The following is a 16,257-nucleotide window of genomic DNA, read 5'->3' on the forward strand; positions in this document are numbered from 1 at the left end:
GCCCCGTGCAGCGGCAACGGCAGTGGCAGTGGCAGTGGCAACGGCAACGGCAACGGCAGGGTAAGGCCATGGCCAGGCAATTGCGCAAGATTGTTCAAGCCAGCCGTGCGGCGGGCTGGCACAGTCACTGTCCGTTTCTTGCGTGCAGGCTGTTATGACCCGCGTTCTTCTTCCCCGCGCCGCCTTTTTGCGCGGTGCCATTGCCATCATGCCGCTGTCCCTGGCCACTGCGCCCTGGGGCTTGCTGGCGGGCTCCATGGCCATCGAGGCCAATCTCACACCACTGCAGGGCCAGGGCCTGTCGAGCATCGTGTTTGCCGGCGCCGCGCAACTGGTTGCGATCGGCATGCTCAAGGGCGGCGCGGGGATCTTCTCGATCCTCTTGACCACCTTGCTCCTGACCTCCCAGCACCTGCTCTACGGCATGAGCATGCGCTCGGTGATCTCGCCCTTGCCCGGCCGTTGGCGGGTCGGCCTGGGCTTCTTGCTCACCGATGAGCTGTTCGCCTTGACCAGCGCCCATGACAAGCAGCAATTCGACCGCTGGTACGCCCTGGGCGTGGGCCTGACCTTCTATGTGGCGTGGAACCTGTTCACCTTGCTGGGCATCGTCCTGGGCAAGAGCATTCCCGGGCTGGAGCACCTGGGGCTGGACTTCTCCATTGCCGCCACCTTCATCGCCCTGATCACGCCGCTGGTGCGCAACCTGCCCACGGTGGTCTGCGTCGCGGTGTCGCTGTTCTGCTCGGTGCTGTTCAGCTACTGGCAATGGGGCTCGGCCCTGGTCCTCGCGGGCCTGGCGGGCATGACTGCGGGGTTTCTCTGCAACAAGCTGTATCGGGGGCGCACATGATGGTCTGGGCAGTGATTCTGGGCATGGGCCTGCTGGTCTTTCTCAACCGCTATGTGTTCCTCGAACCGCGCCTGCCGCTGCGCCTGAGCAGCAATGCGCGGCAGTTCCTCGGCTTCGCGGTGCCGGGAATGCTCACCGCCATCTGCGGGCCGATCGTGTTCATGCCCGACCACCAGTTGAACCTGCAGTGGGACAACCCTTACCTGTTGAGCTCCCTGGTGGCCATCGCGCTGGTGATCTACACCCGCAATACCCTGGTCAGCATGCTGCTGAGCATGGGTTTCTTTTTCCTTCTGCGCTGGTGGCTCTGAGGGGGGATTGAGGTAGCCTGTAGCCCCTTTGGCCCAGGCCACCTGACCACCGCAACGGATGCATCGGATGAACGAGTTTCCCCACGATATCGACCTTGAGACCTGTTGGGACAAGGCCGCCAGCGGCAAGATCAACCCGCCGCCTCCCAGCGATCAGTTGATCGCCGAACTCCAGGCGTCGCTGGGCGACCGCCTGCCGGAGCGGGAGGTACAGCCATGAGCGAGGAATCGATCCGCGTCACCGGCGAGGAGTTGCTGTCCAGCAATTGGTATGTGCTGAAGAAATTCAGCTTCGAGCTGCGTCGCCGCGACGGCAGTTGGCAGCCTCAGGTCCGCGAGGTCTATGACCGGGGCAATGGCGCGACCATCCTGCTGTACAACCTTGAACAGCGCACGGTGTTGCTGACCCGGCAGTTTCGCATGCCGGCCTTTGTCAACGACCACAGCGGCTACCTGATCGAGACCGCCGCCGGCCTGCTGGACAACGCCAGCCCCGAGGTGCGCATTCGCCAGGAGGCGGAGGAGGAGACCGGCTACCGGGTGCAGGCGGTGCAGAAGGTCTTCGATGCCTTCATGAGCCCGGGTTCGGTGACCGAGCGGGTGCACTTCTTCATCGGCCGCTACCAGGCCGAAGATCGGGTCAACGCAGGCGGTGGCCTGGAACACGAAGGGGAGGATATCGAGGTCCTGGAACTGGACTTCGAGCAGGCCCTGGCGATGATCGGTTCCGGGGAGATCGTCGACGGCAAGACCATCATGCTGCTGCAGTACCTGCAGTTGCACTTGCTCAAGCCCCGTAGCCTGATGGTGCTGGTGGCCGGGCCTTATCGTTCCGGCACCGAGGATGACCCGGCCCGGCTGGCTGACAACGTCGAGGCCATGGAGCGGTGTGCGGCCCAGGTGCTGGCAGCGGGGCACTTTCCGGTGCTGGGGGAATGGGTGGCGCTGCCCTTGACCCGCCTGGCAGGCTCGCTCGAAGTCGGCGATGCGGTGTACAACGCGCAGTTCCATGCCTACGCCGAGCGCCTGCTGGAGCGCTGCGACGCGGTGCTGCGCATCGGCGGGCCGTCGGCGGGCGCCGATGCCATGGTCAGCATCGGTGAGCGCCTGGGCCTGGGGATCTATCAGCAGGTTGAACAATTGCCGGTGATTGTCCCGCAGGCGCAACAGGCCTGATCCCCGGCCATGGTCCTGGCCGGGGCTGGATCCGCTGCCGGCGCTTGAGGGCCTGGCCATGGCCCTGAGCGCCCGGTTCCGGGCGTTTCTTCACGCTTGGCGGGAAAATACTGTCTATCGTCAATAGGCAAGCGGGAGCTTCGTCAAAGGCCCGGCGCGGTCTGAACCATGCCGGTCGGTTTGTCGCCATGGCGCCTGGAGCATTATGGAAAATCTCGGTCTTGATCCTTCTTCAGGTCGCAGCACCTCCAACCGGGCGCTGACTCGAGCCACCTTGCTCGGATGCTCGGGCCTGCTGCTGGCGCTGTTTCTGTTTACCGGCGTGCTGCTGGTGTATATCGCCTTCGATCAGAACCTCGCTGCCGAGCGGCACAACCGCCTGGACATCGACAAGGCCCTGCAGACCTTCGACACCAATGCCCGTACCACCCTCAAGGACTACGCCCTGTGGGGCGACGCCTACCAGTACCTGCACCTGAGCGTCGACCTCGACTGGGCCTACACCCGGCAGAACTTCGGCCCCACCCTGTACCGCGAACTGGGGTTCGACGGGGTGTTCGTGGTCAACCCCAGAGGACACACCGTCTACTCGCTGGTGGCCGGGCGCCTGGAGTCGATGGATGCTGGCCAGTGGCTGGGGGATCAGTTGGCGCCCCTGGTGGAGGAGGCCCGGCGCACGGCCGGCGGCCAGGCCAGCCAGCGCTACCTGTCGATCGCCGGCACCCCGGCGCTGGCAGTGGCCGACATCTTGAGCCCGGGCAACGACCCGCAAGTGCGGCCCGATGCCGGACCGCAGTCGGTGCTGATCTTTGTCGCCCGGCTGGACCCGGCACGCCTGCTGGCCCTGGGGCAGGGCATGGGCATCGAGCAGTTGCAAGTGGCCCCGGGCACACCGGCCGACGGCCTGCCAACCCTGGCCTTGCCCGACGGGGCCGGCACCCTGCAGTGGCGGCCGGCGCGCCCGGGGCACCAGCTGCTGGTGTTGGTGATGCCACTGTTGCTGCTGGCCGGCCTGCTGGTGGGGCTGATGGCCCTGTTCCTGCTGCGCCGGGCCGGTGCCGCGGCCCAGGTCATGGACCAGCAGGTCGAGGCCTTGCGCGCCAGCCGCTCGGCCCTGGCCGCCAGCGAGGAGCGCTTTCGCGATGTCGCCGAGGCAGCCTCCGACTGGATCTGGGAGGTCGATCCGCAGTTGCGCTTCACCTACCTGTCGGAGCGTTTCGAGGCGGTCACCGGTCTGGCGCGAGAGGCCGCCCTGGGCAGCCCGATGAATGACCTGCTCAAACCCGAGCAAGGCTCGTTGCGCACCTGGCTGGCGGCGCCGGAACGCCGCTCCCAGGCGATCCTGCAGTGCGCCTACGAGGACGGCCAGGGGCAACCACGGGTTTGCCGCCTCTCGGTCCGGGCCATGGCCGTCGGCGGCTACCGTGGCACCGCCAGCGACATCACCGAAGAAGTCGCCGCTCGACGGCGCATCGAGTACCTGTCCCAGCACGATGCCCTGACCGGGCTGGCCAACCGCACCCGGATGCAGGAGTTCCTCGAAGGCAAGCTGCTGACGCCGCCGACGTTGCAGGAACCGCTGTTGATGCTCAGCGTCGATCTCGACCGCTTCAAGCCGGTCAACGACCTGCTGGGCCACGCGGCCGGCGACCAGGTGCTGCACGAAGTATCCCAGCGTCTGTCCCAGTGCCTGCGCAGCAAGGACCTGGTGGCCCGGGTCGGTGGCGACGAATTCGTCCTGGTGGTGCCGGGGCAGGTGACCGCGCCTGAAATAGAGGGCCTGTGCCGGCGCCTGATCGAGCGCATCGAAGAGCCGTTCTACATTGCCGAACACGAAGTCTTCATCAGTGCCAGCATCGGCATTGCCAGGGCCCCGACCGATGCCGTTCTGGCCGAAGAACTGCTGCGCTTCGCCGATATCGCCCTGTACGAGGCCAAGGCCGCGGGCCGCAGCACCTGGCGTTTCTATGCCGCCGACATGAATGTGCGGATCATCGAGCGACGGCGCCTGGAGCGTGACCTGCGCCATGCCATCGAGCAGGACCAACTGCTCCTGCAGTTTCTGCCGCGCTACCGCCTGGGCGACGGGCAACTGGTGGGGGCCGAGGCCCTGGTGCGCTGGCAGCACCCCCAGCATGGGTTGCTGGGGCCGGAGGTGTTTGGGCCGCTGGCCGAGGACACCGGCCTGATCCTGCCGCTGAGCAACTGGGTGCTGCACGCTGCCTGTCGCGCCGCGCGGACCTGGCCCGAGCGCCTGCTGGTGGCGGTCAACCTGTCGCCCACCGAGTTCCAGCGTGGGCAACTGGTGGCCCAGGTCAGAACGGTCCTCGGCCAGAGCGGCATTGACCCTTCACGGCTGGAACTGGACATGACCGACAAGGCGCTGCTGGACAACAGCCAGCAGGTGCTTGGCATCATGCAGGGGCTCAAGGCCCTGGGGGTGCGCCTGCTGCTGGACGACTTCGGCACCGGCCATTCGGCGTTGCAGTACCTGCAGACCTTTCCCCTGGACGGCTTGAAGATCGACAGCAGCTTCGTCGCCGGACTGAGCCAGGATGACACGGCTCGCTCCATTGTCGAGGCGATCATCGACCTGGGGCATGCCCTGTCGTTGCGGGTGATTGCCGAAGGGGTGGAAACCCCGGAACAGCTCAGGGTGCTGCGCGACATCCGCTGCGACGAAGCCCAGGGGCCGCACCTGAGCCCGCCCCTGGACAGCGCAGCGCTGCTGGCGCTGTGCGATGCTGGCGCCCGGGCCTCGCGCTCGATCCTGTGAGCAGGGGCCTCAGGGCAGGTGGTCGGCGGCAAAGTCGGCTTCAGAACGGGCCTGCAGCCGGCCCTGGCGGCAGGCCTGCTGGAAGCGCTCGAAATCCCGCTCGTTCTGCGTGGCATAGGCCTGGGCGTAGTGCCACAGGGCCTCGGCCAGGGTGTCGCTCTTGCCGATGTAGCCGCTGATCAGCGGCGCCTGTCCCGAGGCCTTGGCATGGGCGCGGGCCAGGGCCCGGCCACAGACCCGGGCATAGGCGGCGAAGGTGTCTTCGTCGAAGGTCTCCAGTTCCGCCGAGACTTTCATGTCGCGCAACTGGCGCACGTAGAAGTGCCGGCCATTGGGCCCGGTGGTCCAGCCCAGGAACAGGTCGCTGGCGGACTGCATCAGGCGCTGGCCTTCCACCACCCGCTGGCCGTTGTGCCGTGGCCGCGAGCGTTCGCCCACATAGCCGGCGAGCACCGAGTGCCGGGCTTCCTTGAACTGCAGGAACAGCGGTCGCTGCTGGCTGTCGGTGAGCAGCGCCACCAGGCAGCGGGTGCCGACACTGCCCACGCCCACCACCTTGAACGCCAGGTCGCAGGCATTGAAGCGCGACAGCAGGTCGCGCCGGTCGGCCTGCAAGGTGCCGCGATAGTCACGCATGAAGGTGTCGTACAGCGGCCGCCAGTCTTCCAGGCGCAGCCAGTCGTCACCTTCATCGAGCAGCGAGGTTTCCTTGTGCAGATGGAAAATCTCCGGCAAGTCATCGCGAATCCGCAGCTGGCCCTGGCTGTCACGTTCGCTGATCTTCGGCAGCAGGCCGGCGTGGGTGCGCCGCGCGGCCTTGTCGATGGCCCGTTGCAAATGCTCCAGGGCCGAACGGTTGTCCTGGGCCTGGAGCAGCAGGTTGTCCTGGGTCAGGGCGTCGTACCAGACTTCCAGGGCGCTCTGCCCGGCACAGGTGGCCATGCTGCGCTGATAGGCTCCCACCAGTTCGCGGCAGACCCGCTCTTCGACACGGGTGCCATGGCGCAGGTGGCGAGCCGCAATCAAGAAGCTCGCCACCAGGCGCTTGAGGTCCCATTCCCAGGGGCCGGGGTGGACCTCGTCGAAATCATTGACGCTGAACAGCAGGTTGCGCTCGGGGGTGGCAAAACCGCCGAAGTTCATCAGGTGGCAGTCGCCGCAGATGATCGAACGCAGGCCCATGTCCGGCGTGGTTGCAAGATCATGGGCCTGGAGCAGGGCATTGCCGCGGTAGAAGGTGAAGGGTGACACCAGCATGCGCCCATAGCGCAGCGCCACCAGGGCCTGCACCCGGCCCTGGCTCGAGGCTTCGATCAAGGGCAAGGGATCGCGCTTGATCTGCCCGGGGTCCGCGTGCGAGCTGCGCGGGCAGTGCCTGCGGGCGGCCTTGCCCTGCTTGATCGGGTCATTGGGACGGCGCATGGGAGTCTCCTGTGGGAGGGCAGGGCAGTGTTGTCGGCGGTTCAGGTGTGTGGCGCGGCGGCGGGCTGGCGCATCGGCAGTTCCAGGCGAAAGGTGCTGCCGGCCCCGAGCTGGCTGCGGACGCTGATCTGTCCGCCATGCTTCTTGACGATCCCGTAGGACAGCGACAGGCCCAGGCCGGTGCCCTGGCCCACCGGCTTGGTGGTGAAGAACGGGTCGAAGATCTTCTGCAGGTGCTGGGGGTCGATACCGGCGCCGGTGTCGCTCACTTCCAGCCAGACCTGCTGCCCCTCCACGCCGGTACTGAGGGTGATGGTGCCGCGCTCCGGGCCGATGGCCTGGGCGGCGTTCATCACCAGGTTCATCACCACCTGGTTAAGCTGGGAGGGCAGGCACTCGATCTGCGGCAGTGGCTGGTAGTGCCTGATCACGTCGGCCTTGTACTTGAGCTCGTTGGCGACGATGTTCAGGGTCGAGTCGATGCCTTGTTGCAGGTCCGCCAGTTGCCATTGTTGATCAGTGTCGACCCGGGAGAAGTTCTTCAGGTCCTTGACGATCTGTTCGACCCGGCCGATGCCGTCCTTGGATTCCTTGATCAGCAGCGGAATGTCTTCGCGCAGAAAGTCCAGGTCGATGCTTTCCCGTAGGCTCTGCAGCTGTTTGCGCAGCTCCGGTGCGGCGATTGCCTCTTCGCTCTGGCGATAGGCGGCGAGCATCTGCTCGAGTTGGCGCAGGTAACCTGCCAGGCTGCCAAGGTTGGAGGAGATGAAACCGATGGGGTTGTTGATTTCATGGGCAACCCCTGCTGCCAGTTGACCGAGGGACGCCAGCTTCTCCGATTGCACCAACTGGTTCTCCAGCAGTTTGCGTTCGTCGATTTCCTGTTGCAGGGCCACTCCGGCCTGTTTCAAGTCTTCGGTGCGCTGTTCCACCAGGTGCTCCAGGTGGTGCATCTGCAACAGCGCGCGGGCGGTCATTTCCCACTTGCTGGTGAGGGTGCTGGCCATCTGCTGGACCTCGATGTTGTCGAAGGGCTTTTTCAGGATCAGCAGGCGGTCGTGCCCTTGCAGGCGCTCCAGCAGGTCTTCCCAGGAGTAGTCGGAGTAGGCGGTGCACACCACCACCTGCAGGCGCGGGTCCTGTTGCCAGAGCCGTTCGATGGTCTGCGCCCCGTCCCAGCCCTGGGGCATGCGCATGTCGACGAAGGCCAGTGCATAGGGGCGTTGCTGGTCCAGGGCCTGGCAGACCCTGTTCAGGCCTTCCTGGCCGGTGTAGGCCGAATCCAGCTCGAAGGCTTGCTGGCGGGGGCGGGACTGGGCGCCGAACAGCTGGGCCTCGAGGTCGTCCAGGTGCTGGTCGTCGTCAGGGGCCGGGGTGAGGATCTTGCGAAAGTCCTCGTGGATCGACGGGGTGTCGTCGATCAGCAGGATACGGCGGTTGTTCAGCTCATCCATCATTGGCCCTCGGCGCTGATCAGTGGAATGTCCAGGGTAAAGGTGGCGCCCAGGCCCGGGCCGTCGCTGTGCACGCTCAACTGCCCGTCCATTTCGACGGCGGCCAGGGCACAACTGTGCAGGCCGAAACCGTGGCCTTCCTTGCGGGTGGTGAAACCGTGGGCAAAGATTCGCGTCAGGTTCTCCGGGGCGATGCCTTCGCCCTGGTCACTGACCTTGATGCGCAAGGTCTTGCCTTCGATCACCCGGGCACTGAGGGTCAGGGTCCTGGGCTGGTCTTCGAGGTTGGACATGGCGTATTTGGCGTTGCTGATCAAGTTGATCAGGATCAGCAGCAGGCGGTGCTTGTCGCCCATCACCGGCGGCACCTGCTCGTAGTCCTTGACCACGGCGACCTGATGCCGGGCCAAGGCCCCGGAGTTCATGCGCAGGGCATCGTCGATCAAGTCGGCCACCCGTAGCGGTTCGATCAGGCGTGAGGCCCCGGCGTAGGACTGCTGGGTCGCGACGATTTCCTTGATGTGGTCGACGCTGCGCCCAAGCTGGGCGAGCTCGGCGCTCATGCTCTGCTGCTCGCCGGCAATGGCTTCCACCAGCTGGTTGAGGTAGTCGGGCAGCAGCTTGCCCTTTTCGTCCTGGCTGAAGAAATGCCCGAGGTCGGCGCGGTGCTGGTTGACCAGCTGCATCGCCTTGCCCAGGCCCAGGGCCTTGCTGGTGCGCAGTTTGCGGCTGAGGATCTCGCTGGAAATGTTGACACTGTTGAGCACGTTGCCAACGTTGTGCAGGACGTTGGTGGCGATTTCCGCCATGCCGGCCTGGCGCGCGGTGTCCAGCAGTTCACTCTGGGCTTCCTTGAGTTCCCGGGTACGTTCCTCGACGCGTTGCTCCAGGTGTTCATTGGCGCTCTGCAAGGCCGTGTTCACTCGGCGGATGACCCCGTAGCTGCGCACCAGGCGGACGATCAGGTAGAGGATCAACACAATCAGCAGCGCCGAGAACACCAGCAGGTACTGGTGGGACTTCTGATCCTGCAGGTCGGCTTGCAACTGGTCGCGGTTGAGCAGGTCGGTGATGGCGTCCAGGCGCTCGGCCACCGGGATCGAGGTGATGCGCTCCAGCAGTTCATTGACCACCGGCTGTTCGCGCAGGATCACCGAGACATGGTTGCTGAGGATGTCCACCGGATCGTGCATTGCCTCGGGCAGGCGCTCCTTGTTGACCGCCAGCTTGTTCAGCCCCAGGAGGATATCGGCGGCCTTGTCGTCGCTGGACACCTGGGCGAACTCCAGGCTGCTGAGCAGCAGGTCGTAGGTGTCGATGGCAATGTTCTGCTGCAGCAGCCGCTGTTGATCGTCCAGGCCGGCCAGTTGGCGCTGGATATCGTCTTCGGCCGTGGGCAGGAACGCCAGGGAGTTGCGCAGCACGGAGTTGTGGGACTTGAACCGCTCCACCAGTTCGGCCTTTTCCCGCAGGGCGTCGAGGAACGCCTGGCGGCTGGCTTGCCAGGCCGCCGGGTCGGTGTGGCCCCGCGTCGAGACTTGATCGAAGTGGCTCCAGATCTGGTTGATCTGCTGCAGCGGAACCACCAGCGGGTCGTAGTCGTGGGTGATGGCGATCCGGGCCTTGAGCACTTCGGTTTCCCACTGTGCGTTCAGTTGCTTGATATGGCCGATCAGGTCCCGTGACAGGGCATAGTTCGAAGGCTGGCCAATCATGCTTTTCAGGTAGAGGAACGCCAGCGTCAGGGCCAAGCCCAGGGTGACCAGGGTCAGGAGTGCTGCCGGCAGCCGGCGCGGCAGTTTCATAGGGGCTTGCCTTGCCATTCGCCGGTGAGGGTCTTGAGAAACTTGACGATCAGGCTCGTGTCCTGAGGATTGGGGTTACGCCCCAACTGGTACTTGAACATCACCTCCACCGCCTGTTCCAGGCTCTGGGCCGAACCGTCATGGAAGTAGGGCGCGGTGACGGCGACGTTGCGCAGGCTGGGCACCTTGAAGACGTAGCGGTCCTGCTCGTCGCCGGTGACCTGGAAGCGTCCCAGGTCAGCCGCCTCGGGGTTGCCCCGGGCGGCGAAGTAGTCGCCCATCACGCCGAACTTCTGAAACATGTTGCCGCCGATGTTGACCCCCTGGTGACAGGCGATGCAGCCGTAGTCCTTGAAGCGCTGGTAACCGTACTTTTCCTCCAGGCTGAGGATCTCGGTATTGCCTTCCAGATACTGGTCGAACCGCGAGTTGCGGCTTAGCAAGGTTCTTTCATAGGTCGCCAGGGCATCCTGCACGTTGGCGGCAGTGATCGCGTCCGGGTACAGCTCGCCGAAGGCCTGCCGGTAGCCACTGTCCTGGTTCAGGGTGTGGATCAGGTTGGGCCAGTTGTTGCCCATTTCGATGGGGCTTTGCAGCACAGTGTCGATCTGTGCTTCGAGGGTCTCGGCCCGGCCGTCCCAGAACTGGCGGAAATTCAGCGCGGCATTGAACACGCTGGGGGCATTGACCCGGGTCAGTTGCCCGTTGATTCCCAGGGACCGCGGACGGCCGTCGGCCCCGCCCTGGGCCAGGGAATGGCAACTGGCGCAGGACCGGCTGTTGTCCAGTGACAGGCGCGGTTCGTTGAACAGTCGCCGCCCCAGTTCGACCCGCTGCCGATCCAGGGCCGGCACCGCGGGCAAGGGCTTGAGCGGCTCGTCCAGCGGTGCTGCGTGGGCGGGCAGGCCGGCGCCAAGCCCTGCCCAGAACAACAGCAGGCCCAGTCGGCGCAGGCCACCGGAGCGTTGACCGACGCGGCGTTCGAGGATCGCCGTCATGGGCGGTGCCCTAGGGGTTGTGCAGCCAGTAGCCGGGCAAAATCCTCGGCGGGCAGGGCCTTGCTGAAGTAGTAGCCCTGGCCTTCTTCACAGCCCTGGTGCTTGAGAAACGCCAGTTGCTCGGCGGTTTCCACCCCTTCGGCAATCACGTTCAGGTGCAGGCTGCGCCCCAGGGTGATGATCGCGCTGACCAGCGCTGCATCCTTGGGTTCCTGGCTCAGGCCATGGATGAAGGACTGGTCGATCTTCAGCACATCCACGGGAAACCGGCGCAGGTAGCTCAGGCTGGAGTAACCGGTGCCGAAATCGTCGATGGCCAGGCGCACCCCCAGGGCCTTGATCGCCTGCAGGGTATTGAGGGTGAGCTCGACGTTCTGCATCAGCACTCCTTCGGTGATTTCCAGTTCGAGCAAGCCTGGGTCCAGGGCGCTGGCCTTTAGTGCGCCCTGCAACTGCTGGATCAACTGGGGCTGGCGGAAGTCGCTGGCCGAGAGGTTCACGGACAGGCGGATCGGTGCGAGCCCGGCGCTTTGCCAGGCCCGCGACTGGCGCGTGGCTTGCGTCAGCACCCACTGGCTGATGCGGGTGATCAGCCCGCAGTCTTCGGCCACCGGTATGAATTGCGCCGGGCTGATCCAGCCCTGTTGCGGGCGGTGCCAGCGGATCAGGGCCTCGGCCCCCACCACCTTGCCCGTCGCCAGGTGGATTTTCGGCTGGTAGTGCAAGCGCAGCTCCTGGCGCTCCAGGGCCTGGCGGATGCCCGATTCGATGTGCTGCTGCTCCCGGGCCCGGCGGGTCATGTCCTCGGTGAAGAAACCGTAGCTGCCCGGCGCCTGCTCCTTGCTGTTGCGCATGGCCATCTCGGCCTTCTTGATCAACGCCAGGGCATCCTGGCCATCCTCGGGATAGAGGCTGATGCCGATGCTGGTGGTGACCCGCAGATCGTGCCCGGCGATGGCATGGGACTGGTTCACCGTGGCCAGGAGCTTTTGCGCAACGCCGCGCACCTGATCGGCCAGGTGCAGGTCGTGGACCAGCACCACGAACTCGTCGGAGCCGTAGCGGAACACCGAGTCCGATTCACGCATGCTGTGTTGCAGGCTGTGGGCGATGGCCTTGAGCAGCTCATCGCCTGCCGGATAGCCCAGGGCGTTGTTGATGCGCTTGAAGCGGTCCAGCCCGAGGAACACCACCGCCAACTGCAGGCCGTAGCGCCGGGCCCGGGCCATGGCCTGACCCAGGCGGTCCCCCAGCAGGGTGCTGGACGGCAGCCCGGTAAGGACATCGTAGTGCAACAGGTGGGACACCTTGAGCAGCTCCGCGACCCGCTCCTCGATGATGCGCTGCAGGTCGTCGAGGCGCTGGCGGGCATCTTGGGCCATCTGCCATTTCCAGGTCAGGGCACTGGCCATCTGGCGGATCTCCAGGCTGTCGAAGGGCTTCTTCAGGATCAGCAACTGGTCGCCGAATGCCAGGCGTTCGGCCATGGCTTCCCAGGAGTAGTCGGAGTAGGCGGTGCACAGGGCGATCTGCAGGTCGGGGTCGACCTTCCACAACTGTTCGATGGTTTCCAGGCCGTCCCAGCCGGGTGGCATGCGCATATCGATGAAGGCCATGGCATAGGGCGTGCCCAGGGCCAGGGCCGACTCGACCTTGGCCAGGGCCTCGCGGCCCTGGAAGGCCGAATCGAGGGTGAAGGACGGGGGTGGTTCGGTCGTGGCACTGCCGAACAGCCGGGCTTCGGCTTGCGTCAGCGCGAGGTTGTGGACAGGCACCAGGATCTTCTGGAAGTCCTCGTGGATCGACGGGCTGTCGTCGACAATCAGCACTCGCCGGTTAACGCGCCCGGGGGCCGGCTCAGGGGCGTCTTGCGCTCTTGTCTGTGCATCGCAGCCAGCGTCCATAGACTTTCCCTAGTGCTTCGAGCGTGCGTCCAACGCTGTCAGCATAGTCACTGGGCTGGCGCTCGGGAGAGGTTTTTTTTCCGGGGCCGGGCGAGGGTGAAAATGAAAAAAACATCTAGGATTGTCTGGGCAACCCCGCAGCTGCCCAGTGACGGGAGCGGCCTGGCCGGCAATTGATGTACAGCACAGGGAGACACGCAACATGGAAGCGCCACAGCCCTCCACCCTGGCCCCGCGTCCCAGCCTGCTACTGGTGGACGACGAAGAGTCGATTCTCAACAGCCTCAGGCGCCTGCTGCGTGGCCAGCCCTACGAAGTGCTGCTGGCCGACAGCGGTGCCAGGGCCTTGGAAATCCTCGCTGAACGCCCCGTCGACCTGGTGATGAGCGATGCCCGCATGCCGGTCATGGATGGCGCCACCTTGCTCGCCCGGGTGCGCGAGCTCAGTCCGGGAACCCGGCGCATCCTGCTGACCGGTTATGCCGACCTGGACACCATCATCAACGCCGTCAACGACGGGCAGATCCATCAGTACCTGAGCAAACCCTGGAACGACGAGGAACTGCTGCTGGTCCTGCGCCAGACCCTCGAGCACCAGCACGCCGAGCGCGAGCTCAAGCGCTTGCAACAGCTGGTCCTGGAGCAGAACCGCCAACTCAAGACCAGCAATGCCGGCCTGGAACAGCGGGTGGTCTCGCGTACCGCCGAGCTGCAACAGACCGCCGACATGCTGGACCTGGCCTATGAGGAGCTCAAGCACAGCTACGTGACCGCCACCGAGGTGTTTTCATTGCTGGCCAACCTGCGCCTGCCCGCGGACAAGCAGACCAACCGCAAGATCATCGAGCTGGTACGCGCCTGCTGCACAAGCCAGGGCCTGGACGAGGCCTCCAGCCGCGACCTGACCATGGCCGCAGCGCTGTACAACATCGGCAAGCTGAGTTGGAGCGACACCATGCTGGGGGCGCCGTCCGACCTGTTGCGCCACACCGATCAGGCCCGCTACCGGGCCTATCCCGAACAGAGCGAGTCGGTGCTGATGGCGCTGGAGCCGATGCAGGACGCCGCGCGGCTGATCCTCCATCATCAGGAGCGCTGGGACGGCAGCGGTTTTCCCCAGCACCTCAAGGGCGAGGCCATTCCCTGGGGGGCTCGCTTGCTGAAGCTGGCGGTGGATTTCATCGAACTGCAGTGCGGGCTGATCCTGGAACGGCGAATGAACAGCGACGAGGCCTTGCTGTTCATTCGCAAATACGCCGGCCGCCTGTACGACCCGAACCTAGTGGAGGACTTTGTCCGGGTCTGCGCCGCCTACCTCAATGATGTGACCGTCGATGATCCAACGGTCAGGGTCCTGGGGACCCGTGAGCTGGCGGCCGGGATGGTGCTGCGGCGCAACCTCAATGCCGACAACGGCATGCTGCTGCTCAATGCCGGCAAGGTGCTCAGCGAGCCCCTGGTGCAGAAACTGATCGCGTTCGAGGCCATGGAAGGCGGCCGCTACAGCATCTTTGTCAGCGTGCCCGAGGCCTGAGGGGCCTGGTTTCCCCCGGCCCGGGGCGGCGCTTCTTCGCCGCCGGCGGGCGGGTGGCCTTCGCGGGCGTCGATAGCCCAGCATGCCCAGGCGTTCACTGGTATTTTGTCGCTCCTGCGCCTGGCCGGTTTACCGGGGACGCCAGGCGGCCGCTGTCATGTTCCTGCAATGGCTGCATGCCAAGAAGGTCTGGCGGCCCGACGCCGTTCCACCCCGATGGCGGGGCCAGGACGATCCGATTCCCCAAGGAGAGGTCACAATGAGAAAGTTTTTTACCCTGATGGCGGCCCTGGTGCTGACCCTGGGGATGGTCGGCATCAGCGATGCACGACAACCCAAGCAGCAGCGGGACTCGGTAGCGGGGAGCTTCGACTACTACCTGCTGACCCTGTCCTGGTCGCCGACCTTCTGCCTGATGCACCCGGAGAACGAGCAGTGCTCGGGCAAGGGCTACGGTTTTGTCCTGCACGGCCTGTGGCCGCAATACGCCAAGGGCGGCTGGCCGCAGTCCTGTCCGCCGCTGACGCCCCTGACCCAGGAAGAGCGGGCCAAGGGCCTGACCCTGTTTCCCACGGCCAAGCTGATGAACCATGAGTGGACCAAGCACGGCACCTGCAGCGGCCTGGGTGGCATGGGCTACCTGGACGCGGCAGACAAGGCCCTGGCCAAGGTGCAGATCCCCGAGGCGCTGCAGCCTTCGACGGCGGTGCGTTATTTTCCAGCCACGGAGATTGCCCAGCAGTTTCGCCAGAGCAACCCTGGGCTTGCCGACAACGGCATCGCGGTGATCTGCAGCGGTCCGGAGCTGTCCGAGGTACGGGTGTGCCTGACCCGGGAGCTGGCGTTCGGTGCCTGTGGCAAAGGGGTGAAGAACCAGTGCCGTGCGGGAGATATCCGCATCCCACCGATTCGCTGAAGCGCGCTTCGATTCCCGGCCGGCCCTTGCACAGGCGTTGCTGCAAGAGCGGCCGGAACACCCTCCACGGGCCTGTCGAGCCTCGCTGGGCTAGAGGCCAGCCAGCAGGCTTTTCAGGCGCGCGCCGGTTTGCTCGCTGCAGTCCAGCATCGGCGCCCGCAGCTGTGGCTGGATCAACCCCTGATGGGCCAGCAGCGCTTTCACCGGCGCCGGGTTGGGTTCGGCGAACAGAGCCTGGATCAGTGGCACCAGGTGCATGAAGGTCGCCCTGGCCGCCTCCAGCTGTTGCCCCTGAACCTGTTGCAGCAACTGCACGAACAGTTCCGGGCGGATATGCGCTGAAGCCGCAATGGCCCCGCAGGCCCCCAGGCACAAGGCATTGAACAGCTGCAGGTCTTCCCCGCACAGCACTTGCACCTCGCCACTGGCCAGCAGTGCCAGGGTGTTTTCCAGGTTGCCGCCACAGTCCTTGACCGCGGCGATCCGTGGATGGCGCACGATGTTCAGCAAGGTGTCCTGGTGCAGAGTCACCCCCGTGCGGTAGGGAATGTCGTAGACGATGAGCGGTACGCTGGAAGCGTCGGCGACGCTGTGGAAGAAGCTTGCCAGGGCGGCCTGGGAGGGCCGGATGTAGTAGGGCGCGGGCACCAGCAAGGCGGCCACCGGGCGCTTGAGAATCTGCTCCTGCAGGCTCAGCAGCGACTTCAGGTTATTGCCCGCCAGCCCCATGATCACTCGCCCGGCGGGGGCCTGTTCCAGCACTGCGTCGAGTACCGCCAGTTGTTCGTCCTTGTCCAGGGCTGCGGCTTCGCCGGTGGTGCCGCAGACCACCAGCCCGGCCACGCCGCTTTCCAGCAGATGGGCGCAAAGGCGCCGCAACGCAGCGAAGTCGATGGCGCCGTCGGTGAACGGTGTGACGATAGGGACCCAGATACCTTGAAACGATGACATGCGTGTTCTCCTGATGGTTGACCGTCGGGTCGTCGTCAGAAGAGTAGAAGGGCGGTAAGCAGGGGGGAGTCCGTTGCGCTTTAGGTCCTGTCAGCTCATCTGACGGGACACAGCGCCCCGGTCACATGAGCGACTGTTTCTTCGATTTGGAGCTGCA

Annotated in this window: 13 protein-coding genes; 7 read left to right on the forward strand and 6 right to left on the reverse strand. The window is 65.3% G+C overall.

All coding sequences use genetic code 11. The annotated features are described in order from the left end of the window. The first annotated feature begins 154 nt into the window (after positions 1–154). From ACZ5BO_RS16105 to ACZ5BO_RS16125, 5 genes are all read left to right on the forward strand, one after another. Entirely contained in the window at positions 155–853 is a 699-nt protein-coding gene (locus ACZ5BO_RS16105; protein ID WP_025128293.1) for an AzlC family ABC transporter permease, read from the forward strand. Continuing rightward, complete coding sequence (locus ACZ5BO_RS16110; protein ID WP_464701292.1) at positions 853–1,164, forward strand: AzlD domain-containing protein; 312 nt, start codon at positions 853–855, stop codon at positions 1,162–1,164. The genes ACZ5BO_RS16105 and ACZ5BO_RS16110 overlap by 1 nt, the downstream gene beginning before the upstream one ends. 67 nt (positions 1,165–1,231) lie before the next feature. Next, positions 1,232–1,384: a hypothetical protein gene (locus tag ACZ5BO_RS16115; RefSeq protein WP_464700991.1), complete on the forward strand. Its 153-nt coding sequence runs from the start codon at positions 1,232–1,234 to the stop codon at positions 1,382–1,384. Next, complete coding sequence (locus ACZ5BO_RS16120) at positions 1,381–2,340, forward strand: NUDIX domain-containing protein (RefSeq protein ID WP_464700993.1); 960 nt, start codon at positions 1,381–1,383, stop codon at positions 2,338–2,340. Before ACZ5BO_RS16115 ends, ACZ5BO_RS16120 begins: the two co-directional genes overlap by 4 nt. 205 nt (positions 2,341–2,545) lie before the next feature. After that, positions 2,546–5,116, forward strand: a complete 2,571-nt coding sequence (locus tag ACZ5BO_RS16125; protein ID WP_464700995.1) for a bifunctional diguanylate cyclase/phosphodiesterase — start codon at positions 2,546–2,548, stop codon at positions 5,114–5,116. Positions 5,117–5,125: 9 nt separating this feature from the next. Here ACZ5BO_RS16125 and ACZ5BO_RS16130 read toward each other — a convergent pair whose 3' ends face one another. From ACZ5BO_RS16130 to ACZ5BO_RS16150, 5 genes are read right to left on the reverse strand one after another with little or no spacing between them, the layout of a single operon-like run. Next, complete coding sequence (locus ACZ5BO_RS16130; protein ID WP_025128297.1) at positions 5,126–6,538, reverse strand: DUF2252 domain-containing protein; 1,413 nt, start codon at positions 6,536–6,538, stop codon at positions 5,126–5,128. A 41-nt stretch (positions 6,539–6,579) separates the two neighbouring features. Continuing rightward, positions 6,580–7,992, reverse strand: a complete 1,413-nt coding sequence (locus tag ACZ5BO_RS16135) for an ATP-binding protein (protein WP_025128298.1) — start codon at positions 7,990–7,992, stop codon at positions 6,580–6,582. Continuing rightward, entirely contained in the window at positions 7,992–9,797 is a 1,806-nt protein-coding gene (locus tag ACZ5BO_RS16140) for a DAHL domain-containing protein (RefSeq protein ID WP_464700998.1), read from the reverse strand. The genes ACZ5BO_RS16135 and ACZ5BO_RS16140 overlap by 1 nt, the downstream gene beginning before the upstream one ends. Beyond that, positions 9,794–10,795 carry a cytochrome-c peroxidase gene (locus ACZ5BO_RS16145; protein WP_051586071.1) on the reverse strand — a complete coding sequence of 334 codons (1,002 nt, stop codon included), beginning with the start codon at positions 10,793–10,795 and terminating at the stop codon, positions 9,794–9,796. The genes ACZ5BO_RS16140 and ACZ5BO_RS16145 overlap by 4 nt, the downstream gene beginning before the upstream one ends. Continuing rightward, positions 10,792–12,699 carry a putative bifunctional diguanylate cyclase/phosphodiesterase gene (locus ACZ5BO_RS16150; RefSeq protein ID WP_464701000.1) on the reverse strand — a complete coding sequence of 636 codons (1,908 nt, stop codon included), beginning with the start codon at positions 12,697–12,699 and terminating at the stop codon, positions 10,792–10,794. Before ACZ5BO_RS16150 ends, ACZ5BO_RS16145 begins: the two co-directional genes overlap by 4 nt. A 202-nt stretch (positions 12,700–12,901) precedes the next feature. Between ACZ5BO_RS16150 and nosR the strand changes: the two genes are divergently transcribed. Then, entirely contained in the window at positions 12,902–14,233 is a 1,332-nt protein-coding gene (gene nosR, locus ACZ5BO_RS16155) for a response regulator c-di-GMP phosphodiesterase, NosR family (RefSeq protein WP_464701002.1), read from the forward strand. A gap of 259 nt (positions 14,234–14,492) precedes the next feature. Then, positions 14,493–15,149 carry a ribonuclease T2 family protein gene (locus tag ACZ5BO_RS16160; protein ID WP_025128303.1) on the forward strand — a complete coding sequence of 219 codons (657 nt, stop codon included), beginning with the start codon at positions 14,493–14,495 and terminating at the stop codon, positions 15,147–15,149. Between the two features lie 90 nt (positions 15,150–15,239). Here ACZ5BO_RS16160 and dapA read toward each other — a convergent pair whose 3' ends face one another. Next, the gene (gene dapA / locus ACZ5BO_RS16165) at positions 15,240–16,100 is read right to left on the reverse strand and encodes a 4-hydroxy-tetrahydrodipicolinate synthase (protein WP_025128304.1); all 861 of its coding nucleotides are present in this window, start codon (positions 16,098–16,100) and stop codon (positions 15,240–15,242) included. Between the last annotated feature and the right edge of the window lie 157 nt (positions 16,101–16,257).

Source organism: Pseudomonas sp. FFPRI_1, assembly GCF_055384485.1.